At 38.8% G+C, this 22,416-nt stretch carries 19 protein-coding genes and 5 pseudogenes; 12 read left to right on the forward strand and 12 right to left on the reverse strand.

Features of this window, described 5'->3' with window-relative positions; all coding sequences use genetic code 11:
* Positions 1 to 85: 85 nt before the first annotated feature.
* Complete coding sequence (locus L3V77_RS11795) at positions 86 to 1,294, reverse strand: methyl-accepting chemotaxis protein (RefSeq protein WP_275134342.1); 1,209 nt, start codon at positions 1,292 to 1,294, stop codon at positions 86 to 88.
* Between the two features lie 488 nt (positions 1,295 to 1,782).
* Between L3V77_RS11795 and ansA the strand changes: the two genes are divergently transcribed.
* Positions 1,783 to 2,796 carry an asparaginase gene (ansA, locus tag L3V77_RS11800; RefSeq protein ID WP_275134343.1) on the forward strand — a complete coding sequence of 338 codons (1,014 nt, stop codon included), beginning with the start codon at positions 1,783 to 1,785 and terminating at the stop codon, positions 2,794 to 2,796.
* Between the two features lie 108 nt (positions 2,797 to 2,904).
* Here ansA and L3V77_RS11805 read toward each other — a convergent pair whose 3' ends face one another.
* A complete protein-coding gene (locus L3V77_RS11805; RefSeq protein ID WP_275134344.1) occupies positions 2,905 to 3,186 on the reverse strand; it encodes a DUF1315 family protein in 282 nt (93 codons plus the stop codon).
* 109 nt (positions 3,187 to 3,295) lie between these two features.
* Here L3V77_RS11805 and L3V77_RS11810 point away from each other — a divergent pair, with 109 nt between their 5' ends.
* Complete coding sequence (locus L3V77_RS11810; protein ID WP_275134345.1) at positions 3,296 to 4,111, forward strand: DUF2989 domain-containing protein; 816 nt, start codon at positions 3,296 to 3,298, stop codon at positions 4,109 to 4,111.
* 68 nt (positions 4,112 to 4,179) lie between these two features.
* Here L3V77_RS11810 and msrB read toward each other — a convergent pair whose 3' ends face one another.
* Complete coding sequence (gene msrB / locus L3V77_RS11815; protein ID WP_275134346.1) at positions 4,180 to 4,590, reverse strand: peptide-methionine (R)-S-oxide reductase MsrB; 411 nt, start codon at positions 4,588 to 4,590, stop codon at positions 4,180 to 4,182.
* A gap of 338 nt (positions 4,591 to 4,928) precedes the next feature.
* Between msrB and gap the strand changes: the two genes are divergently transcribed.
* From gap to L3V77_RS11835, 4 genes are all read left to right on the forward strand, one after another.
* Entirely contained in the window at positions 4,929 to 5,924 is a 996-nt protein-coding gene (gene gap / locus L3V77_RS11820; RefSeq protein WP_195703887.1) for a type I glyceraldehyde-3-phosphate dehydrogenase, read from the forward strand.
* Positions 5,925 to 6,017: 93 nt separating this feature from the next.
* On the forward strand, positions 6,018 to 6,899 hold the full coding sequence (locus L3V77_RS11825) for a D-hexose-6-phosphate mutarotase (RefSeq protein ID WP_275134347.1): 882 nt from the start codon (positions 6,018 to 6,020) through the stop codon (positions 6,897 to 6,899).
* A 208-nt stretch (positions 6,900 to 7,107) separates the two neighbouring features.
* Positions 7,108 to 7,926, forward strand: a complete 819-nt coding sequence (rlmA, locus tag L3V77_RS11830; protein ID WP_275134348.1) for a 23S rRNA (guanine(745)-N(1))-methyltransferase — start codon at positions 7,108 to 7,110, stop codon at positions 7,924 to 7,926.
* 127 nt (positions 7,927 to 8,053) lie between these two features.
* Positions 8,054 to 8,410 (forward strand): hypothetical protein, encoded by a 357-nt coding sequence (locus tag L3V77_RS11835; protein ID WP_275134349.1) that lies wholly within the window; start codon positions 8,054 to 8,056, stop codon positions 8,408 to 8,410.
* 380 nt (positions 8,411 to 8,790) lie between these two features.
* Here the strand turns inward: L3V77_RS11835 and L3V77_RS11840 are convergent, their stop codons facing one another.
* Positions 8,791 to 9,231 (reverse strand): GyrI-like domain-containing protein, encoded by a 441-nt coding sequence (locus L3V77_RS11840; protein ID WP_275134350.1) that lies wholly within the window; start codon positions 9,229 to 9,231, stop codon positions 8,791 to 8,793.
* A 335-nt stretch (positions 9,232 to 9,566) separates the two neighbouring features.
* Positions 9,567 to 10,271: a UTRA domain-containing protein gene (locus L3V77_RS11845; protein WP_275134351.1), complete on the reverse strand. Its 705-nt coding sequence runs from the start codon at positions 10,269 to 10,271 to the stop codon at positions 9,567 to 9,569.
* Positions 10,272 to 10,524: 253 nt separating this feature from the next.
* Between L3V77_RS11845 and L3V77_RS11850 the strand changes: the two genes are divergently transcribed.
* From L3V77_RS11850 to L3V77_RS11860, 3 genes are all read left to right on the forward strand, one after another.
* A complete protein-coding gene (locus L3V77_RS11850) occupies positions 10,525 to 11,364 on the forward strand; it encodes a carbohydrate deacetylase (protein ID WP_275134352.1) in 840 nt (279 codons plus the stop codon).
* 11 nt (positions 11,365 to 11,375) lie between these two features.
* Positions 11,376 to 12,806 (forward strand): PTS transporter subunit EIIC, encoded by a 1,431-nt coding sequence (locus L3V77_RS11855; protein WP_275134353.1) that lies wholly within the window; start codon positions 11,376 to 11,378, stop codon positions 12,804 to 12,806.
* A gap of 396 nt (positions 12,807 to 13,202) precedes the next feature.
* Entirely contained in the window at positions 13,203 to 14,528 is a 1,326-nt protein-coding gene (locus L3V77_RS11860; protein ID WP_275134354.1) for a maltose-6'-phosphate glucosidase, read from the forward strand.
* A 148-nt stretch (positions 14,529 to 14,676) separates the two neighbouring features.
* Here the strand turns inward: L3V77_RS11860 and L3V77_RS11865 are convergent.
* The 5 genes and pseudogenes from L3V77_RS11865 to L3V77_RS11890 form a co-directional block, all read right to left on the reverse strand.
* A pseudogene (locus L3V77_RS11865) lies at positions 14,677 to 15,063 on the reverse strand (YcgN family cysteine cluster protein); the annotation flags it as partial.
* 382 nt (positions 15,064 to 15,445) lie between these two features.
* Positions 15,446 to 16,134, reverse strand: a pseudogene (locus tag L3V77_RS11870) (IS6 family transposase).
* A gap of 186 nt (positions 16,135 to 16,320) precedes the next feature.
* The gene (locus tag L3V77_RS11875; protein WP_275134355.1) at positions 16,321 to 17,115 is read right to left on the reverse strand and encodes a hypothetical protein; all 795 of its coding nucleotides are present in this window, start codon (positions 17,113 to 17,115) and stop codon (positions 16,321 to 16,323) included.
* A 150-nt stretch (positions 17,116 to 17,265) separates the two neighbouring features.
* Complete coding sequence (locus tag L3V77_RS11885) at positions 17,266 to 18,075, reverse strand: hypothetical protein (RefSeq protein ID WP_275134357.1); 810 nt, start codon at positions 18,073 to 18,075, stop codon at positions 17,266 to 17,268.
* 197 nt (positions 18,076 to 18,272) lie between these two features.
* Positions 18,273 to 18,506, reverse strand: coding sequence for a hypothetical protein (locus tag L3V77_RS11890; protein WP_275134358.1), 234 nt, complete (start codon positions 18,504 to 18,506; stop codon positions 18,273 to 18,275).
* A gap of 42 nt (positions 18,507 to 18,548) precedes the next feature.
* Between L3V77_RS11890 and L3V77_RS11895 the strand changes: the two are divergent.
* Positions 18,549 to 20,084, forward strand: a pseudogene (locus tag L3V77_RS11895) (IS3 family transposase).
* Here the strand turns inward: L3V77_RS11895 and L3V77_RS11900 are convergent.
* Together L3V77_RS11900 and L3V77_RS11905 are read right to left on the reverse strand one after the other, a co-directional pair.
* Positions 20,054 to 20,491: a hypothetical protein gene (locus L3V77_RS11900; protein ID WP_275134359.1), complete on the reverse strand. Its 438-nt coding sequence runs from the start codon at positions 20,489 to 20,491 to the stop codon at positions 20,054 to 20,056. The pseudogene L3V77_RS11895 and the gene L3V77_RS11900 sit on opposite strands and share 31 nt — an antisense overlap.
* A 28-nt stretch (positions 20,492 to 20,519) precedes the next feature.
* A pseudogene (locus L3V77_RS11905) lies at positions 20,520 to 21,092 on the reverse strand (IS110 family transposase); the annotation flags it as partial.
* Between the two features lie 206 nt (positions 21,093 to 21,298).
* On the opposite strand from L3V77_RS11905, the pseudogene L3V77_RS11910 reads away from it, so the two are divergent.
* Positions 21,299 to 21,718, forward strand: a pseudogene (locus L3V77_RS11910) (IS630 family transposase); the annotation flags it as partial.
* Positions 21,719 to 21,881: 163 nt separating this feature from the next.
* A complete protein-coding gene (locus L3V77_RS11915; RefSeq protein ID WP_275134360.1) occupies positions 21,882 to 22,349 on the forward strand; it encodes a YcgN family cysteine cluster protein in 468 nt (155 codons plus the stop codon).
* The last annotated feature ends 67 nt before the right edge of the window (positions 22,350 to 22,416 follow it).

Genomic DNA, 22,416 nt, shown 5'->3' on the forward strand with positions numbered 1-22,416 from the left:
ATTCACTTAGTTTAATCCGGCGTGCAACTATTAAAACACAGTTATTACCGTGTTCTAATTCAACTTACTCACCTTTAATTTTTTATTATACAACAAAACTATTTATTTTTTCATCCTGCTTCTTAATCAAACTCATTACCATATTGCATTGACTATTTACCTTATTCACATTCTCGGTAGTCTCTTTTGTTAATTCATATACTGCATTGATATTCTTATTGGCGTCATTAACTACTGTCGCTTGTTCCTCAGCTGCCGTTGAAATATGATTGCTAGAATTACTCATTTTTTCGATTATATTCACAATCAAATCAATTGACTCGTCCACAATAACCGACTTTGTAACACAGTCATCAATCAGCGTTATTACTTCAGATTCCATTATCGTACTTACATTGTCAGTTCCTGATGTAATGGTTTCAACAATTGCGTTAATTGTCCCTGTCGATTCTTGTGTCTTTCGTGCGAGCACCCGTACTTCGTCAGCGACAACAGCAAAACCTCGCCCGAATTCTCCTGCTCGAGCCGCCTCTATAGCCGCATTTAATGCAAGCAAGTTTGTTTGATCGGCTATTCCACTAATAATATTAATTACATCATTAATTTGTTCACTTTCATTTTTAAGATCTCGAAGAGATTCGTTACACGAAACAATAGCATTATGGGCTGAGCTTACTGATTCGGTGGACGCAGTAACAAGCTCTTTTGTATTTTTAGTTGACGTTAAAGCAACCTGTGCATCAATCGATGAAAGATCTGTACTTTGCGCTACACTGACAATACTTGAGTTCATTTCATCACTTGCTGTCACAATTTGTGTTATTTGTGACTCTTGATTTATCACCATTGTATTTAGATTATCTGTTATCGTTTTAACGCCTTCCATACCATTAACTATCACCTTGTTATTATCGACAAGATCTTTTACAAGGTCATGAACCGTTACTCTAAATGTACGTAAACCCAGTGCGATTTTTCCAAATTCATCATCTTTAAAGCTACCCATATTTAAGCTATTACAAACAGGTCCCTCTCGTAAGTCGAAGTTTTGTAACTGAACAATATGCTCCGCAAGGATGTCAATTTTTGGCATAGTACTTTTATACGTTATAATTATTAATACACCCGAAATACATAATGTCATTAACATAAAGATATTTAGAACCGATGTCATAACCTCATTAAGAATTCCTATCTTTCCACCTACAAAAACAAAAAGTTCAGCACATATAGTTGATATAATAAAACATAATGTCATTAACATTTTAAATTTTACAGATTGCGTTTTTTTCATTTCGTTTCCACCTACTATATTCATTCTGGCCAAGTTATACAGAACAACATTAAAAACAGACATTCATCTCAATCTTCGAATTATTTTAGCTGGAATAAATACATATACAGATTAAACATCAATAGCAGATACCATCAAATATTTTATGAGATATGCGTAATTTCCACATCCAATGGGCGACAATATATATTAATTTTTCGGTGTAGTTATTAGCATATAAAATTAAATATATTTTAAATATGCCATCTGCTGTCAATTTTTATTACGTTCTTTCTCTGCGTATCAAATTGGTACATGCGATATAAAAAATCGCGACGTCGCGAGGATGTGACGCTAGGCGTGAAGCTTGCCGTATTGACTGAATCAACACTTAATCTTAATCAAGAAACGAAACTAAGCATTTAGGTTACTAAAAAACCAACATATAAATACGGATTCTATTGACGCATGCGTTATAATTATTTTTTACTCAGAAAACACGACTCAAGATGACTAAAAAACATATCTATATCGCCTATACAGGCGGCACAATAGGAATGCAAAAATCCGAACACGGTTATATTCCAATCGCAGGGTTTATGGAAAAGCAACTAGCTGGCATGCCTGAGTTTCATCGTGAAGAGATGCCAAATTATACTATCAACGAGTATGAACCTTTAATCGATTCCTCTGATATGTCCCCTAAGGATTGGCAGTTTATTGCGGACGACATTAAGAAAAATTACGACAAGTATGATGGTTTCGTTATTCTGCACGGTACCGATACGATGGCGTTTACGGCCTCTGCACTTTCTTTTATGTTCGAAAACCTGGCGAAACCCGTTATTGTCACGGGTTCACAGATCCCACTATCAGAACTCCGCTCTGATGGTCAGGCTAACCTACTAAATGCTTTGCATATTGCCGCTAATTACCCAATAAATGAAGTCACGCTCTTTTTCAATAATCAGTTGATGCGCGGCAACAGAAGTACTAAAACGCACGCCGATGGCTTTAGTGCATTCACATCACCTAACCTACCTGCCCTTCTAGAAGCGGGAATTAATATCCATGTGCGTAATGGCGTCACTGTCGATCTGAAACCAGATGGGGACTTTAAGGTACATCAAATTACACCACAACCAATAGGTGTCATTACAATGTATCCCGGCATTTCTCATGAAGTGATCCGAAATACGCTAAGACAACCTGTTAATGCGATGATTTTGCTCACCTTCGGTGTTGGGAATGCACCTCAAAACCCAGAGCTTTTGGCCCATTTAAGAGAAGCATCAGATAGAGGTGTCATTGTCGTCAATCTGACACAGTGTTTGGCAGGAAAGGTCAATATGGGTGGCTATGCAACGGGCTGTGCCCTTGCAGAATCAGGCGTGATTAGCGGCTTTGATATGACCCCTGAAGCGGCTTTAGCAAAACTGCATTATCTTCTTAGTCAAAATCTAAGTTATGAAGAGATAAAAAGTGAAATGCAAAAAGTACTAAGAGATGAGATGTCACTTTAAGCATCTATTTCATCATCTCCACATCTGGTTCGTCATCCCATATTTACCCGTCATCCCCACGAAAGTGGGGACCTGAGCTATTCACGTTTACATGAGAATAAATACTAATCAATCGTTCACGTTAACCCGAACAATATCATCTTCTCCGACTGCGAAATCTTTTTTAAATTCGGCCTTTGATTTAAATTTTATTTCACCGTCGGCCCCAACGGACATATGTTCTGGATTGGTATTGTATTTCGCTTGGTACATCATCACGGCCTGCATGCAGGAATCTCTCTGTTCCTGAGTCAACACTCCACCTTCTGGCCATTTACCCGTTTCTACTGCATACTGCAATCTTTCATACGCTTCAGGTGTTATCGCGTTTATCAACTCTTCCGTATTCACAGCATTGGTTTCCTTTTCTTGACTTTATACAACACATCAAGTTAGCTACGCTTTATAGATAGTCAATCATCAATGGCTGAATAGTAGTAATTGATCACAAGCATTAAATATGAATATACAAAAAAACATCGTATTGCTTTCTTCTTGTCTTGTTTTATTCGGCTGCTTCGAAGGCAGAATGAACACCAATAAACTGTGTGAGAACAATCCGGCGCTTCGCTGCGATCAACTCAACATGGATGATGGGCAATGTCGTGTCGCGAGAACGGATCTAATTTGGCATCGTAAAGAGGTCATGGAGTCCCCAACTGACAGCAATTTGATAAAAGAATTTCATTATGTAAAGGCGTATCATAAGTGCCTAGAACTTGCAGCACAAATTGAACCCACCAAAGTAAAAAATAGAAAAGAGAAACGCTTTAATGCTCTCCTACATACTATCGATGAAGAGAAACGGTTAATCACTGAATTATCAACACACGACACACCAGAAACGCTCTATTTCTTATGGACTCAAGGAAAAAATGGCGCCATACGTCAGTTTTTAAAGCTAGAAAAAAGTGGTCAACTTAATACCGCAGAACTACAATACGCGTTGGCGACTTACTATATAACTCGCGATCAAGAGAAAACGGTCAAGCTACTCAATAACGCCTTGAAACTAAGCGATGAAGATAATCTTAACATAGGTATTCTTGAGGCGTTGGCAAGCGTTAATCATGCGTTGAAAAGGCCAGAACGCGCTTATGCGTGGGTTCTGGTCAGCAAAGAGTTCGGTGTGCCGGTAGCGTCGGAAAGAGATCTCAGTGTCCTTTATAGTTTCTCTCCAGAGCAAAAAGAGCAACTCGAAACAATCGCAGATGACATAATCGATGCAATTAAGGACAACAATTACAAAACCTCATTGATAACTAAAGTAAAATAGAAAATCTTTGGCGTTCAAACGGGTTATAATTGATACAAAAATGAAATAAAAATACAAAAAACATCAAATTATCCGACGTTTTTTGTATTTTTAGTGAAAGTTAACGACACCGAATTTACACAGTACCTATCTCCAGTGGTTTCTGGCCCATCAGGAAAAACATGCCCCAAATGGCTATCGCAACTCGCACAACGTATTTCGACTCGCTTCATGCCGTGGCTAATGTCTTCTAAGTAACGGATAGCAGAGCCATCGATAGCAGAATCAAAACTCGGCCAACCGCAACCAGAGTCATATTTATGATCGGAATGAAATAGCGGCTTCTTACAACAAGTGCAAAAATATTCCCCTGATTCGCGATTATGCAACAACTTTCCAGAAAACGGTGCCTCAGTCCCTTGTAGCCTACATACCTGAAACTCTTCCTCTGTCAAAGAGTTACGCCATTCTTGATCTGATTTTATCACTTTATCTTTCATCTCATTCCTCTCAACTTTCTTTTCTTTTTTTATATTATTGATCGATTTTGTGATAAAAACTTGCTTATTTATTGCTTTGTAGCACATATTTTTCTGATTGAACCTGCGTTCATGGGGTTGCAATTCTTCTCTTCGCCCTTCATCATCGATTCTTAAGTAACAATATTTTGTAAATTGGTCGCAAAAAGTAGTCGCTCGTGAAACTAAGTTGAAAAAAGGCATTATTTTTTTGACTTTGAACAAGATAAGAACGATTATCTGTTGCAGATAATTACAGTATTCTGTAATTTTACAACCAGTTTATATTTCATCAGAAAAAAGTTGTGGAGCAACAAATAATGACTATCAAAGTAGGTATTAATGGTTTTGGCCGTATCGGCCGTTTTGTATTTCGTGCATCTGTAGAACGCACTGACATCGAAGTTGTTGGTATCAACGACCTTATCGACGTTGAATACATGGCATACATGTTAAAATACGATTCAACTCACGGCCGTTTCAACGGTACAGTTGAAGTTAAAGATGGCAACCTTGTTGTAAACGGTAAAACAGTACGTGTAACTGCTGAGCGCAACCCAGAAGATCTTAAGTGGGATGCAATCGACGTTGACGTTGTTGCTGAAGCAACTGGTCTTTTCTTAAATGACGAAACTGCTCGTAAACACATCACTGCTGGTGCTAAGAAAGTTGTTCTTACTGGTCCTTCTAAAGACGCAACTCCAATGTTCGTTATGGGCGTAAATGACAGTACTTATGCTGGTCAAGATATCGTTTCTAACGCTTCTTGTACTACTAACTGCCTAGCTCCTATTGCTAAAGTTCTTAACGACAAGTTCGGTATCGAATCTGGTCTTATGACGACAGTTCACGCGACTACAGCAACTCAAAAAACGGTAGATGCTCCTTCAGCTAAAGACTGGCGTGGTGGCCGTGGTGCTTCTCAAAACATCATCCCATCTTCAACTGGTGCAGCTAAAGCAGTAGGCGTTGTTCTTCCAGAACTAAACGGCCTTCTAACTGGTATGGCTTTCCGCGTTCCAACTGCAAACGTTTCTGTTGTTGACCTTACTGTTAACCTTAAGACTGCTACTTCTTACGAAGCTATCTGTGCTGCTATGAAAGAAGCATCTGAAGGCGAGCTTAAAGGTGTTCTAGGTTATACTGAAGACGCTGTAGTTTCTCAAGATTTCATCGGTGAAGTTCAAACTTCAGTATTCGATGCTGCTGCTGGTGTTGCTCTAACAGACAAATTCGTTAAAGTTGTATCTTGGTACGACAACGAAATCGGTTACTCAAACAAAGTTCTTGACCTAGTTGCTCACATCTCTAAGTAAGCATTATTAGTTTGAGGCTTTCTTTGAAAGCATAAGAAAAGGCGGCCATTGTGTCGCCTTTTTTGTTTCTATAATTTAAGGAAAGTAATCTCTATGGAAAAATATCTTCCCGTCATTGGTCCTCTTGCCGACCATGTGACCGTCATCGAAAAAGATGGCATCAAGATCATTCGCGTTGCTCACCCTAAAGCAACGGCAGACATCTCCTTACATGGTGGTCATGTTCTTTCGTTCAAACCAACAGGCCAAGAAGATGTTATCTGGCTTAGTGAAGAAACTGAATTCGAGTCGACTAAAGCAATTCGTGGTGGCATTCCCGTCTGTTGGCCTTGGTTTGGCCGACTTGCTGCCCCTGCACACGGTTTTGCTCGTACAAGTTTGTGGCATCTCGTTGAACACAGAGAATCAGATGATGGGGTTATCATCTGTTTAGGCCTTGAAGAGAGCGAAGAAACAATGGCTGTATGGCCATATACTTTCCAAGTTCGTCTATATGTTGAGGTGGCGGACGACCTTAAAGTCACGCTCGAAATCAATAATACGGATGACAAGGCATGGCAATTTTCCGGCGCACTCCACACCTACTTCAATGTCGCTGATATCCGCGACACAATAACCACTGGTATGGGATTGGAATATTCGGATAGTCTTCAGAGTGGCAAGGTATGCCAAGGTGAAGCGGAACTTCAGCTAACGGATACCGTTGACCGTGTTTATACACAGCCAGAAGAGACGATCGAAATTGCCGATCCAAACAATGACCGTATTATTGTCATTAAAAACAAAGGCGACAATTCTGCTGTTATATGGAACCCTTGGGAAACTGGCGCTAAAGCGATGGGTGATATGGCAGACGACGGATACAACACCATGTTATGTGTTGAATCGACCTATCATGCAACAAGCATGGAAACAGGCAAAACACTTCAACCTGACGAAAGCTACCAGCTCATCACACAAATCAGCGTCAAATAGTATCCATACATTTGCCGCGTTTTGCGTAAGACGTGAATCTATACTGGTATTCGATCCCCACAAAAGTGGGGGTCGAATACCAGGCAACCTTAATCGATGACATCAAAGTCCTTATCGAAAGCACAGCAACGAATAGATTCTCTCTATGCTCGAAATAACTCACACATAACGTTACAATCTCAGAATATTCTCACTACTTAAGTTGCTCATGCTTTATCAATGTCCACTTTGCTCTGAAAAACTAAAACAAGAACCACGCTTTTACCAATGCGCGAATAATCATCAATTCGATATCGCTAAGGAAGGTTACGTCAATCTGATCCCTGCGAATAAAAAACGTTCAAAAAATCCGGGTGACAACACGGAAATGATGCAGGCAAGGAGGCGTTTTCTCGGCAGTGGTCATTATGCTCAGTTACAGCAGCAAGTAGCAAAAATCTGTTTAGAAAAGCTGAACAATATCGATTTTAACCTGTTAGATATCGGCTGTGGGGAAGGCTATTATACCAATGAAATCGATTATCAGCTTAGACAAGCTGGACATGAACCTGACGTGTTTGGGTTGGACATATCAAAGGTTGCGATCAGGTATGCGGCAAAAAAATATCCTCTTTGCCACTTTTCGGTCGCTTCGAGCCAGAATTTGCCATTCTTAGATCACTCTCTTAATCTAATTTTACGCATCTATGCCCCATGTAATACTGAAGAGATGAATCGATGTGTCGCCGAGAATGGCGTCGTCGTAACTGTCACACCTGCTGCACGGCATCTATATCAACTGCGTGCACTCATATATGATGATGTCCGCCTGCATGACGAAGCCCTCGAAACGATTGACGGCTTTACTCTCGAGCACGAAGAGCACCTAAGCTACCAAATGAATTTAGAAGAATCTGAATCACTCGATCTGCTACAGATGACACCATTTGCATGGAAAGCGACCAACTTGGTAAGACAGCAATTGGTAAATAACCCTATATTTAATTGTGAGGCAGATTTCATGATAAGGGTTTATCGAAAAAAATAACTCATTTCTTATTAATTGGTCTAGTTATTGCTTAAATTAACTACAAACAGAAAGCGGCAATAATAGTTAAACTTTTTGCCGCTTATGTCGATATCTAATCTATAAGAAGAAATCATTGAGGCAATCTATGACGCCAGTAGGGAATACTAACGCTTCCACGTTACAAGCGACTCAGGCTAAACAAGCCAATTCTCAACCTCAGCCGTCTGAAACGAAAGAGTCGTTCACGCCACTGAAGGTCGAAAAGAATAAAGTCACACTGTCTGATGAAGGTAAAGCCTTACTAACCGCTTTACAGCAGATCGATAAAGAAGCGAATGAAACTGAGCACGTCAAACCAACTAAAGTCGAATCCTTTACTCACGGAGCCCTGGGCCTAGACCATCCAGAAGAAATAGAAGAAGTCGAGGACACTAGCTATACGGCAGGCCAATACCTCAAGGGCGCTATTTCGGTGGGTGCCATTATATTAGCGTTGGCATAAAGACAACCTATCGCTCAATTTTTATGTTACGCAATGTAGATTTTGCTTTATACATGTCTTTTGCAACCACAAGCGCAAAAGCGAATACGACCAACATACCTATAAATTCGAACATTCCTTACCTCTAACATTAAAAGTGGATCAAGATCACATTTTACAACGTAACACACTTTAATGAAATAGGATATTTCGAAAAGATACCGTAATCGTTCATTGTTTTTTATTTTAATCAAATTGAAAGGACAGCGGTCTTATCCACTAGAATGAAATGGCGACCCTTGATTTAGTTCCAGTGAACTCGACAACAAAGCCATGCGTACATCAATGGCAATAAAAAGCCGCCTATATTTGGCGACTGATTTTGTACCGTATTGGTTACATCATTTTACGGAAATAAACACGCTAACATCAACCGTTTCGTCTTGATCAGAATGGTACAGCTCAAAACATGGCCTGTCGTCCATTTCGTCGCCCGAAGTAATCATCTTTTCAATTAGATTGTCCCAGATCTCGATAATCTGTGGAACACTTGAAGTGTTCTTGCGGGCGGTAATATACTTGCCACCTGGTAGTTGCTGTAATTGAATACTCTCAGACGCTTTAACGTTACAGGGAACCACTACACCGATATCTGCGCGGCATTCTTCAGGTGGGGTAACATCTGGATCATCGTGGAAGATATGAACACGCTTGATATCACGAAGACCTTTGGTCGCCGCCCACTTGTGAATCTTATCTATCGCTTCTGGTATGCCTTGACCATATGGTCCTACTAATCGTACATAGGCCAGTTTGAAAGGCTCTAACACTTGAGTTTCCATTAGTCATTCCTCTATATCCATATTGAAAGTAGGCTTACTAATTATACGAGCAGCGATAATCAAATACATCCATTTTTTACATTTTTATCGATTCTACCTATCTCAAGCCTACGTCAGTGTTTCCAAAACAGACATCTGACTTGGCAGTCTAATCGTTTTGATACGTAATCATCTCTCATTCCCTCAATCTTATGATGGAATGTCCAAACTCAGAGAAGATAGTTCAATCTACGTTCGAGATAGGCCGACAATAAGTGTAGTTATTAATATAATTGGCAAAGCTATCGCACCATTGTTTAATGATATTATTAATAAAGAGCGATAATACTAATTAATTATCTGTTAGCGATTAAGCTAAATTCATGTCCTTTGGTATTGAAATATAACAAACTATGTTCAAAAGGCTTCCCATCGGTAAGATAGCCAGTGGAAATTAACTTTAATATGGCTTGATTAGGCATTAGTTTTAAATATGTTGTCAGTTCTTTATCAGGAATGATGGGCTCAAATTTTTGAATACAGTGCTCTATCTCATAGCCCTTGATATTTTCAACGTAGTGATATTTTGACCCTTCTAAAATAGAAATACTCAGATCCTGAAATATTTTTACTGGCATCCAACTTTCTTCTAATAGAACGGGTTTGTCATCAACGTACCTCAAGCGCTTGCAATAGTATATTTGCTCCCCTTTATCCAGTTTTAATAAAGTTCGGATTTTTTCACTCGCTTCATTCAACTCAAAATTGATTACTTTAGAATGGTGATCATAAGAGATTGTACCTTCAGCAAAACTGCCCAACTTATAGATATTATTATTGGTAATCTTTTCACGGACAAAAGAACCATAACCTTGAATTGATTCAATAAGCCCAGCATTTTCTAGAATTTTTAAAGCTTTGCGAACAGTAATTCGGCTGACACCGTGTTGCTCACAAAGCATGGCTTCTGTTGGCAACAAATCACCTTCACTGTAATCACCACGCTCAATAGCTTCAGCAATGCTTCTTTTAACTGTGTCATAAAGTGTTTTTCTAACCATTACTCTCTCAATTCAAGGTATGTATGCATAACATTATATAACAACTAATGCTCAAGTCGATCTAAACAAAACAAAACATAACATAACAAGCCAATCAGTTGTTATAGTGTGATGCTTGCCCTGAAAACCAAGGTCAATCCTGCTAAATTATTTTTCTCTTACTAAACCTACGTAAAATGATGTGCTTATATTAAAGGCAAGTCGATATTTAATTATAAAATAAATACAACTAGTTCATTGAAGGAATGATTTAATGAAGTTAAAAGTTATTAATAATGCTGATGATTTTGGTTATTCAAATTCGGTCAATTATGGAATTATTGATGCTCATAGAGATGGCGTTTTAACATCAACCACGATCATGGCCAATATGCCAGGATTTGACCATGCGGTAAAAATAGCTAAAGAATACCCCTGCCTGGGAATCGGAGTTCACTGTACTTTAACGTGTGGACGTCCGTTACTAAATAGTCATAAAACATTGGTAAATAGTAGTGGGTATTTTCATACATTATCGAACTACAAAAAGGACTCATTTAGAGTAGACAGTAATGAAGTTTATGCGGAATTTAAATCTCAAATTGAAATGGTAATTCTTTCTGGAATTGAACCTACACATCTAGATTCTCATCATCACATTCATCATTACAAAGACAACATGAAGATTATAATTCAGTTGGCCAAAGAGTATAACTTACCAGTGAGAAATTCAAACACCGAAGAACTAAAGAAACAAGGTACAAAAGTTAAGTACGTGTTAGAAACGGCTAAAATAGGTAGCACAGTGTTCGAGGACAATAAAATTAAATGTAATGACGTATTGATTGGTCCATATATAAGGCGAGAGAATAAAATTAAGAATAGTAAGGATTTAGAACAGGCAATCGTAGATGAAATAATAGAATCTTTGGAAGAAAGTAAAGGTCTAAATGTGGTTGAAGTCATGTGGCATCCGGCATACATGGATAAATCAATCATGGAAAGCTCAAGCCTAAATATATCTCGAATATATGAATTACAAGCTTTACTTAATGAAGACCTTAGAAAGTATCTATCAATTCATTGCAATTTATGTACATTTAGAGAAATTTAAGGAACTAACGCATGGCGTATACACTTAATGATTTTAAAAATCAACTTTCAAAACTTGGTAGGGCAATGCTTATCCCTATAGCAGCGCAACCTATCGCAGGTTTACTTGCCAGATTTGGACATACTGATTTATTGGATATACAGATATTATTAATAGCCGCTAATGTCATATTTGGAAATATAGATATGCTATTTGCAATTGGCGCCGTAGTCGCATTTGCAAAAACAAAAGACAAAACCACATCTATTCTAGCGGCGATCATATCATTAATGATATTTAAGAAATCTCTTGAATATGTGAATCCAGACCTAAATATGGGTGTTTTTGCAGGTATTATTATTGGCGTACTAACTGCGATATTATATAATCATAGCAGAGAATGGAAGACACCTAACATGTTCTCGTTTTTTACGGGTGAGAAATTTGTAGTCACACTAGGACCATTGCTAGCAGTGCCTCTGGGCATACTGTTTGCTCAATTTTGGGCACCGATTGAGCATGGACTTAATAACTTAGCTATCTTGATTACTCTATCAGGGGCGATTGGAATATTTTTATTTGGTGTCTTAAATAGACTTTTAATTCCGGTTGGCTTACATCATGTTTTAAATTCGTACATCTTCTTTGAAGTCGGCAGTTTCACGACATCTACAGGTACTGTAGTAACGGGTGAAATACCTAGGTTTCTATCTGGAGACCCCACGGCTGGCGGTATATTAGCGATGTTTTTTGTTGTAATGATGTTTGGATTGCCTGGCGCTGCTTTAGCTATGTACCACACAGCTAAACCGACTAAAAAGAAAGAAGCAAAAGCAGCATATGGTTCGGGTGCAGTTACGTCCTTTGTCACTGGAATTACAGAACCTTTAGAATTCATGTTTATGTTCCTGGCACCTCAATTATACCTTATCCATGCCCTTTTAACAGGTACTGCTGGCGTTATATTATATTTTTTCAATGTTAAACTTGGCATTTCGTTTGGCTTCTGCATTATTGATTATGGGTTAAACTATAATTTGGGTACTAATAGTTGGATAATTTTACCTGTAGGCCTAGTCTATTTTCTCGTTTATTACTTTACGTTTAAGTTAGTTATAGAAAGGAGAGACTACAAAATATTTGGAAGAGAGGATGATACCGTAAACTTCGATGAGAATGTCAGTAAGGAAGAATATGAAATTAGGTTAAATCATGACAACTACCAATATATGTCCAAAAAAATAATGCAATACATTGGAGGTAAGGACAATATTGTGGATGCAGAATGCTGCGTTACTAGATTGAGATTAGAATTACATGATGGTTCTTTAGTTGACGCAGAGAGCATAAAAAAGACAGGAGCGAAAGCAGTAGTCAAAGTCAGTGACACTTCAATCCAAGTAGTTATTGGCACTGACGTAGGAAAGGTCATGAAAGAATTAAATAAATTATTAGACATGTAACTTCGCCTAAAATTAACTCACCCATACACTCACTTAATAATCTTACTACAATGGTTAAAGTAAAAATATTCACACACCAATAATACAAGAGTAATATTTGGTTAAAGGTTAGATTTAATAATACACTATCCTGTATTTAAGTTTATTTACCACAATTTAGTACTGATAACATTAATTCATCATCAATATACTTTAATTTCTACGGGATATTACTTTTCCATTTTTATATTTTATCCACCAATTGAATTTTTTTGATATTCTTACATTAACTAAAATCTGGTTCGACATTACATTTAATGTATGACTTCAAAAAATCAGACATAACAATCAAAATAACTGTTATGTCTGATTTCTGTCCGATATATTTTCAAACCCTCTTACAATAAGGAGCAAATAATGAACAACTCATTCGCAATTACAATCGCCGGAGGTGGTAGTACCTATACTACTGGTATCGTGATGGGTCTACTATCCCGTAGAGCCGATTTTCCTGTAGATAGCATTATGCTTTTTGACAATGATGGAGAACGTCAATCCAAAGTTTCTATTCTCGTTGAATTAATAGTTAAAGACAGCGGGTGTGATATAAAAGTGAATCAAACGACAGATCCAAAAATTGCATTCACTGGCTGCGATTTTGTTTTGGCTCAGCTTCGATCTGGTGGACTAAGGATGCGTGAAGTTGACGAGAAGGTACCACTTACATTTGGTTGTGTTGGTCAAGAAACTTGTGGCATTGGCGGTTTTTCTTATGGCATGCGCTCAATCAAAGATATGATTGATATTGTTGAACAAGTTAATACGTACGCACCTCAGGCATGGATACTTAATTACAGTAACCCTGCATCTATCGTCGCAGAGGCGATTAATCGAGCTCACCCTGATGCCAAGATATTAAATATTTGTGATATGCCACTTAGTATCGAACGTTCAATTGCAGAGGCGATAAATGTTGATGTAAAAGACCTAGAATGTGACTATTTTGGTCTTAATCATTTTGGTTGGTGGACACATATTTGGAACAAGAATACGGGCGAAGATTTACTTCCTAAGATACTTGAATTAACTCGTACCTCTGGTATTACTCAAGACAGCAGCGAAAATTCAGATGACTCTTGGGCCGCCACATTCAAAATGCTGACAAATATAACAACTGATTTTCCAGATCTGTTGCCCAATACCTACCTTCAGTATTATTTGTACCCTGATGAAATTGTCGCTAAGTCAAACCCTGAATATACACGAGCTAATCAAGTGATGGACGGACGTGAAGCCAATGTTTTCAATGCGGCTAAGGTAGCACTTGCAGAAGGTTCCTTGAAAAATACTGACCTTAGGTTGGGCGTGCATGGTGAGTTCATCGTTGATGTTGCTCGCTCAATAGCAATGAATGAGAAAAATCGTTTTCTTATCATTGTTCAGAATAATGGCGCCATTCCGAACATGCGCTCTGATGCAATGGTTGAGATCCCATGTTATGTTGGCGCTAGAGGACCTGAACCAATTCGCTTCAAAAAAGACATCCCCACTTTCCAAAAAGGGTTAATGGAGAACCAGTGCGCAGCTGAAAAGCTACTTGTAGATGCATTCTTCGAACAATCGTACGAAAAAGCTCTGCAAGCATTTACGCTTAACCGCACTGTGCCTTCAGCAACTGTTGCCAAAAAGTTACTTGATGCTGTAATCAAAGCTAACGGAGATCAGTTCCCTCCATTGAATTAATTGACGCCCTAAAATTAGCTGTAAGTAGCCTCCAAAAGGGGCTAGACCGACGCATTAATAACTATCATGACGTTACTGCTCTTGAATAAAGAGCGTATGGTCGTGATATATATTGATAACGCGGTTTTTTATGACCATTCGTAGATAGCTAACCCTTATCAGGGCTGATTTTTAGGGCGTCTCTATTCGGATGATTCTGAATGTGGTCTTCCCAATTGATCACGTCAATTTCATACACTACCTTGCCGCGTACGCTTTCCCCTGCGGCATGCATTGCTGACTTAGAGCCAGTAATAAGTGGATGCCACTTAGGTAGAGGTTTGCCTTCCGCAAGTATTCGGTAGGAGCACGTTTCTGGTAACCAATTAAACTCAGAAATCTTATCCCTGCTTAATTTAAGGCACTCTTCTCCAGATTCAAAACGGTTTGGATAATCTTTGCAGCTACAGCTCTTACTGTTAAGCCAACTGCATGCGACGTTGGTGTAGTAAACTTGATCGGTGTCTTCATCCATCAATTTGTGTAGACAACATTTTATCCATAAAGCTTTTAAAGAAGTAAATTGTCAATTACTGACAGCTACTAAACTCACTATTATGAATAAAAATGCAACGTATACAGTCAGAACCCTTTTAAGTTCGACTACCTAAGGGATGGACAAAGACGATGTACAGTCACTGATTAAACCATTTTTCTATATATATGCCTTTGGGTTAACTCGGATACATTTAACTAGCTTAAGTAAGCCTTTTGATTCGTATTGTTCAATGCATTCATTACTATCACAAAAAACAACTATTGCTTTTTTTCCATTTAGCTTTGAACTTGGATAAATAATGCCGTCTACTTTTTGCTTATCTAAAGTGGGTACTGTCAAGTTAACTAAATCGAGTCGCCGTTTCCCAGTAGCTCACCTCTTAACTAGTGGTAATATTACGCCATGCAGCAAAGGCTTCTGTTCTACGACTTTTGTAAAATTCGTCTTTGCATAAATACCTTTGTGAATTAAAAACAATATAAACCAACGAAAACATGCAGAGGAAACGCTGCGCATGTGCCCTGCTTTTGAATTTTCGCATTTGCCGCTCTCTCACTCTTGTTGGTTCGTGGGAACTTTCACACCGAGTATTGTGATACTTGCTATTGTCGTGAATTGATTCTGGAACAAGCTCCCTGTGAGCAACATTATAACTGCGAAGTTTATCTGTCACTATTTTCCAAGGGCTAACTCCTTGATTGCGAGTTAATAACCGTTTAAAGAAACGCTTTGCCGCTTTTCCATCTCTTCTTTCTGCACAAGGATATCGATAACATCGCCATCCTGATCTACTGCTCGCCAGAGATAATAACGCTCACCACGAATGTTGATAAACACCTCGTCCATGAACCACGTATCACCAAATCGACCGGCGTTTTTCTTCAAACGCTTGCTATAGATACGCCCGAATTTGTTGCACCAATATCGAATCGTTTCGTAACTTACTGTGATGCCTCGTTCCGTTAGAAGGTCTTCTACATCCCTAAAACTCAAGCTAAAACGATAGTACAACCAGACGGTATGTTGGATGATATCAGGAGGAATTCGATGTCTTTTATCTATGTTCATATTGGAATACTGCCATAGCATCGATTAACTTGACAGTACCCTTGTGTTTTTAGGTGTGCTGAATTAGAGTTGGACAAAACTTTGTCAGAAATATTACTAAATTAGGATGTAACGGATTAATTGAAGTCTGGGAAAGTAACGCCCGCCTTAATTGCGTAGCAAGTTGGCAGGCGCTTGTTAGGCAATTTATAATGTTGTGCTAAATGTCATTTGGTCATCTTTCAAGCAACAGCTTAGATTGGTAACATATTCTTTGAACCAAATTAATTTTTTAGTGACTCGCTCGTCATCTCGGTATGCAATTAGATCGCCTCCAATTTTATTTAGTAATACTTCTTTTACCATATCAATAGAAATTTCTTCACCATCATATGAAAGCGTTCTCTCCATCTCAATATGATAGAAAATATTGAGAAAGTATTTATCGTCTAATTTATTTACTATTCTCGCAACTCTATTGCTTGTTATGTTATTAAGCATAATAAAAGATGAATCACTCAGAATTTTCGATTCAAATTCATATTGAATTCTGCCGAGTTCATCACCCAACATAACTTGAGGGTATATAGCTTCTTTAGATTCTATTTCATATGCCCTATCAACAGCAGGCCCAAAACAACCATCGTCATCAACAAATGCATCACCATATGTAACACCACCTCTCACCAAATATCCTTTACTCATGATTTTAGTCAGTAGTATTGATGTATTGTAAAGCGCTACTTGAATTAATTTCCCTTCATCTTTTCTTTGCTCGTCTATCCCTTCCTTATAGTAATAGACAATATAAGCACAGTCAGAGAAGCTAAAAAGTTTCCTTTCGTACGCTACATGAGATAGATTTTCAGAGTTTTGTCTATTCTGGCTTTCTTTGATGCTGGAGTGAAAAAGCGAATGAATTTCGTATTTTTGATCAAAATCCCTCATCTCTTTTGAACCTAAAACATCAATAAAAATAACCACCATTTTTTCATATTTCAAATCGATACTTCCTATATCCAATACGTTACTGCCTAACGCCCAATTAAGGTGTGAATAACGCGAGCACAACACTTAATTTGACCACCGTAAACACTGAACTTAACCAAAACCCAAAATGCCAAGCGTGCTGAATCACTCTTAAATTGTTTGTTAACTTTCTTTTTTACTAAACGATTTTATAGCTTGAGCTAAATTACCTGAAGGGGTGTCTTTGTAAATATTTTCAACGATAAGCCTTGTTGTTTGAGCTGCAACTAATGAAAGTGCATAGATCACTTCCTTTAGAAACTCTCGTTCAATGACTACTTTTCGCCCTAAAATGGCGTTACTATCAGCCTCTCGGATGTACTTGCGGTCAATTTTCCCATTGTTATGAGCAACAGTATTGCGTATAGCTATAGCTTTTTTAATCGTCTCAATTTCATTTTGATGATTGGACTTAAAGTAGTTACCTAACTCAAGCTTAGCCTTATCATTAACAAATACATCAAGAGGGTTACCATAAAATATCCCGCGAATCTTTTCTTCTACCAGTCGTTCAATAATTTCAGATTTATCTTCAGAATCTAAAATAAGCCTTACTATTTTTTGCGTGTTAGTATTTGATTCATCTTTGCCAGTCGCAACCAGTTTATATGGGATATCCAAGTAAACATCGTTTATTACATCGGTAATATAATCTTCAAATGTTAAAACCGCTTCTAATAAAGTGCGTCTGTAGTTACCTTTTCTCGACAAAGAGTCCAGAGCACCGTATATGTCATCTTTTTTTACGACTTTAGAAGTGTCATTCCAGACTCGATCGAATATAAGTTGGGGGAAGACATCGTCTTTTATCGCATCTTTAATTTTTGGTGAATAGAAATCAATGAGACAGAATGACTCCCAAGTATCACGCTGTTCTTTTTGAAAATGTTTATATCTAACATGCAACCTAGAAACAGATTGTTTTTTATTCATGTTGTTCTCCAAATTTTGATTGAAAGCTAACATTATTAATAACAGGCCTGCTCGTTTTTCTGCTTGCCTAACTTTCATTCAAGCTACCATAAATAACTGAAATATAAAGCATATAGGTCACATTTCGCATTCAGCCATAACCTCAAAAACAAACCGAACCAAAAGTGGCACGTGTTATTGTCCCTTTGAGTTGTTTGTTAGCACTCAAACCCAAGCTCTTGCCGCATAGTCAATATAATCTGATTTCGTGTTTTTACTAAAGAAGAACCTAAATTGGTCATTTTAATTTTGCTCGGTGTTTCAAAATAAAAATGTCCGGAAATAAATGACTCCATCGTCATAGATGTTCTGATCTCTTCCAGCATTTGAGGTTGAAGGTTCATCATCTCTTGGTAAGTACCCCCTGCCCCCTGTGTCAGGCTAGTTGTCACTGTTAAAAATTAACCAATTAGAGGGGCGGTAACAGAGGAAATATGTCTCGTTACTCGCAAGAAAGAAAAGAAGCTGTATTGAAAAAGTTATTACCCCCACACTCACGCTCTGTGGCAGAAGTAGCAAAAGAAGAAGGCATCAGTGATGCAACACTGTATTATTGGCGAAAACAACTTCGAGGATCAGGAGCCGTTGTGCCACTTCATACCCATTCAGAGCATTGGTCTGCGCAAACTAAATTAGCCATTGTCGCAGAAACGTTTTCTCTGACTGAAAGCGAGTTAAGCCAGTATTGCCGTGAAAAAGGGCTGTACCCAGAAGAAGTTCAACAATGGCGCAGCGAATGTATGCAAGGTTTTATGTCTTCAAAAGAGCGTGAAGCCGAAGCAAAGAAACAAGCCAAAGCCGATAAGCATGAAATCAAAGAATTAAAGAAAGAGCTTCGTTTTAAAGAAAAAGCGTTAGCGGAAACGGCCGCGTTGTTGGTGTTAAGAAAAAAGCTGAAAGCCTTTCACGGGGAAGAGCCAGAGGACGATTTGTAGTGGTCAACCGATAAAAGGTACACGCTCGTTGAGCTTATTCATGAAGCGCGTCAGAGTGGTAGTCGCTTAGAGAGTGCTTGCAATGAAGCAGAGATAGATTTACGAACTTACCGTCGCTGGTATCAGTACGGTAAGGTACACGCTGATAAGCGACCAATATCGTTAAGACCTGAGCCTGTTAACAAGCTTTCGGAGAAAGAGAGACAGGCTATCGTTGATATAAGCAATGCGGCTGACTATACCAGCCTTCCACCAAGCCAAATAGTGCCAACGCTACTGGATAAAGGTGAATATATCGCCTCTGAATCCAGCTTTTATCGCGTGCTGAAAGCAGTAGGACAACTGAATCGAAGAGGTCGCCAACGGAGCCGTAAAAAATCATCAAAACCGACAAGCTACACAGCAACAGGCCCGAACCAAGTGTTTACGTGGGACATTACGTACTTGCCGTCAGGCGTTCGTGGACGACACTATTACCTTTATCTTATTGAAGATATCTACAGTCGGAAAATCGTTGGTTATGAAGTCTATGACCGAGAGTGTGGCGAGATGGCATCTCAACTGCTTCAGCGCACGCTGATGCGGGAGCAATGCTTTAATCAAGCGTTGGTGCTGCACTCGGATAATGGTGCGCCTATGAAATCGTTGACGTTCAAAGCTAAAATGGAAGAGTTAGGCATTACTTCTTCTTACAGTCGTCCTCGTGTGAGTGATGACAATCCGTATGTCGAATCGCTGTTCCGTACGCTTAAATATGTACCGAACTGGCCATCAAAAGGCTTCGAAAGTCTCGAGGAAAGTCGTTCTTGGGTAGAGAGTTTTGTTCTCTGGTACAACACCGAGCATAAACATAGTCGCTTAAATTATGTCACACCTTCTGAGCGGCATAGTGGCAAAGATCCGGAGATATTAAAGAAAAGAGCGAAGGTGCTGATGGCACATCGCCAAGCAAAACCAGAGCGTTGGTCAGGAAAAATACGCAACTGCGAACCAATCGGAGAGGTTCACCTGAACCCAGAGAAAGAAGCTGCTTGATAATTAGTCAAGTAGTGACAACTAGCTTGAAAAACGCCGGTACTTTCAAATTCATCAAGTAAAAGTGCCAACTCTTTACTACAAACAATTCTTAAACTTACGAGTTCATTTGTAGCTTTCTGAAACCCTTCATTTATGTCCTTTGTAAAGTCATTCAGTGTTTGTTGATACTCGACCATCGCCTCTGGAGAAGAATTCGATTCATAGAGCTTTTTCGATGCATTGGGAAGTGTTCCTGTCAAATACTTATCGTAATCTTTCCCAGCTAGACGAGCAGCGTCCTCTATTTTCTTAAAATAGCTTTGATACTCTTCTTTTCTCGTATCAAACAATTTCTCTTCACGCTCTCGTTTAACTTTGTACTTATGTAACAAAAACGGAAACAGCCCAGAAGATAAGAGCACCATAAATGCTGGAATAATAAACTTTGGTTCAATTTAATTGGTTGTAATAATCCAGTTGATCGCGAAGCTCGAGAATGAGCTGTGGGGGAACTACTCCATCTTTATCTGCTAGCCACTGAAACAACTTTTTCATGTTCGCATGTCCACGGGGAAAGCTGATACCAAACTCCAGCAAGATGGAACCAATTCTATTCATACACGATGTTCTTTCGCAAATATACCCTGTTCTGATTCTCCTAATTACCGTACTAATTTGGGCTTGTTCGCTTTTTGGAGAAACAAATCTCATATTAGGTCTAATGACAGCTTCGGCGATCGCGTCAGCATCAATGAAGTCATTCTTGTGGCTTTTGACGTATGGTTTTACATACTGTGCTGGTATCAACTTAACTTCAAGGCCATATTCTTGGCATTTTCTCGCTAGCCAATGTGCGCCACAACACGCCTCCATTGCTATGATTGTTGGTTCATACAACGAGATAAATTGAATGGGCTTAACTCGGTTCAACTTGTGGCGGTAAATTTCACGGTCAGCATGGTCATGGCCGATTAAATGAAAAACAGACTTACCGAGATCTATACCAATAACTTTAATAACAGACATGATGGAACCTCTAAATGTTCATCGACATTGCTAATTTTAGCTTAAGTGTGGCGCGTACCATCTAATTAGCTTGTTAACCGATCCATTGTTATAAAAGCCTCTGGACAACAAAACCTTCTTAGTGCAATCACTCAAATTTGTAGAATACGAATAAATTTTGGTATTGGAAAGTCACGAAATTAGTTGTCCAGTCTTACTGGTGCAGATCACTGTCACTGAAAGACATTGGCGCGACAGTCACTGAAACGTATGACACCATTAATAGTGAGAGCATTGTTCGCTTTTTCTGGAAACTAAAGAAAGAGCACTATCCACTAAAGCAGAAGGTACACCTTATCCTAGATGGAGCGGCCTATCATCGAGCTAAATTGGTGAAAGATGCAGCAAAAGTTCTCAATATTGAACTTCATTACTTACCGCCCTACAGTCGGAACCTAAATCCGATAGAACGTCTCTGGAAAGTGATGAATGAGCATGCTCGGAACAATGTTTACTTCTCGTCGAAGAGAGAGTTTGTCTCCGCTATCAAAGAATTTTTCAATGTAACATTACCAGAAATTGCAGGCTCGCTGGTGTCCAGAATTACGGATAATTTTCAGCTACTCAAACCTGCATCTTCAAGTTGAATGGGTATAACTGGATGCCCCCTGAACTCTCATAGATACAGGGTTAACCTAACCCTAGATCTACGATTTCATCCTCGAAGAACTTGCACTTTGCTTGCTGCACCTATATAACGTGTGTTTTAAGTAGACATGCTTCCGAGCAGTTCAAAAAAGGTTTATTTTCATGGTTCATTTTTGGGAAAGAAAAGCACTGGCAGAGATGACTGACACAGAGTGGGAATCACTTTGCGATCAGTGTGGCAAGTGCTGTTTACACAAACTCATGGATGAAGATACTGAAGAAGTTTATTACACCAATGTCGCATGCAGCTGGCTTAATAGTGATACATGCTCTTGCAAAGACTACGCAAACAGATTTGAATCTGGTGAAGAGTGCCTAAAGTTAAGTCGAGAGAAAATTTCAGAGTTCCACTGGCTTCCTGATACCTGCTCTTATCGATTACTTGCTGAAGGTAAGATACTACCTAAATGGCACCCATTGATTACGGGTGACAAATCAACAATGCATGAGGCGGGTGAGAGTGTTCGTAATCAAGTAGTTTACGAGATAGACGTTATAAATTGGGAGGACCATATTTTAAACCACCCTGATAGAGACGGTATACAAATTAGTCATGACGATGAAGAGTAGATCAGCAAACTGAACTTCCAGATAACTCTTAGAAGATTTCTTGATAGAGCCAGACCAGTCGATATTT

The organism is Vibrio sp. DW001, from assembly GCF_029016285.1.
Taxonomy (GTDB): Bacteria; Pseudomonadota; Gammaproteobacteria; order Enterobacterales; family Vibrionaceae; genus Vibrio.

Coding starts and splice junctions, on each gene's coding strand:
- L3V77_RS11795 (WP_275134342.1), bottom strand. CDS start 1,294: ATGAAAAAAACGCAATCTGTAAAATTTAAAATGTTAATGACATTATGT.
- ansA (WP_275134343.1), top strand. CDS start 1,783: ATGACTAAAAAACATATCTATATCGCCTATACAGGCGGCACAATAGGA.
- L3V77_RS11810 (WP_275134345.1), top strand. CDS start 3,296: ATGAATATACAAAAAAACATCGTATTGCTTTCTTCTTGTCTTGTTTTA.
- msrB (WP_275134346.1), bottom strand. CDS start 4,590: ATGAAAGATAAAGTGATAAAATCAGATCAAGAATGGCGTAACTCTTTG.
- gap (WP_195703887.1), top strand. CDS start 4,929: ATGACTATCAAAGTAGGTATTAATGGTTTTGGCCGTATCGGCCGTTTT.
- L3V77_RS11825 (WP_275134347.1), top strand. CDS start 6,018: ATGGAAAAATATCTTCCCGTCATTGGTCCTCTTGCCGACCATGTGACC.
- rlmA (WP_275134348.1), top strand. CDS start 7,108: ATGCTTTATCAATGTCCACTTTGCTCTGAAAAACTAAAACAAGAACCA.
- L3V77_RS11835 (WP_275134349.1), top strand. CDS start 8,054: ATGACGCCAGTAGGGAATACTAACGCTTCCACGTTACAAGCGACTCAG.
- L3V77_RS11840 (WP_275134350.1), bottom strand. CDS start 9,231: ATGGAAACTCAAGTGTTAGAGCCTTTCAAACTGGCCTATGTACGATTA.
- L3V77_RS11845 (WP_275134351.1), bottom strand. CDS start 10,271: ATGGTTAGAAAAACACTTTATGACACAGTTAAAAGAAGCATTGCTGAA.
- L3V77_RS11850 (WP_275134352.1), top strand. CDS start 10,525: ATGAAGTTAAAAGTTATTAATAATGCTGATGATTTTGGTTATTCAAAT.
- L3V77_RS11855 (WP_275134353.1), top strand. CDS start 11,376: ATGGCGTATACACTTAATGATTTTAAAAATCAACTTTCAAAACTTGGT.
- L3V77_RS11860 (WP_275134354.1), top strand. CDS start 13,203: ATGAACAACTCATTCGCAATTACAATCGCCGGAGGTGGTAGTACCTAT.
- L3V77_RS11885 (WP_275134357.1), bottom strand. CDS start 18,075: ATGAATAAAAAACAATCTGTTTCTAGGTTGCATGTTAGATATAAACAT.
- L3V77_RS11900 (WP_275134359.1), bottom strand. CDS start 20,491: ATGGTGCTCTTATCTTCTGGGCTGTTTCCGTTTTTGTTACATAAGTAC.
- L3V77_RS11915 (WP_275134360.1), top strand. CDS start 21,882: ATGGTTCATTTTTGGGAAAGAAAAGCACTGGCAGAGATGACTGACACA.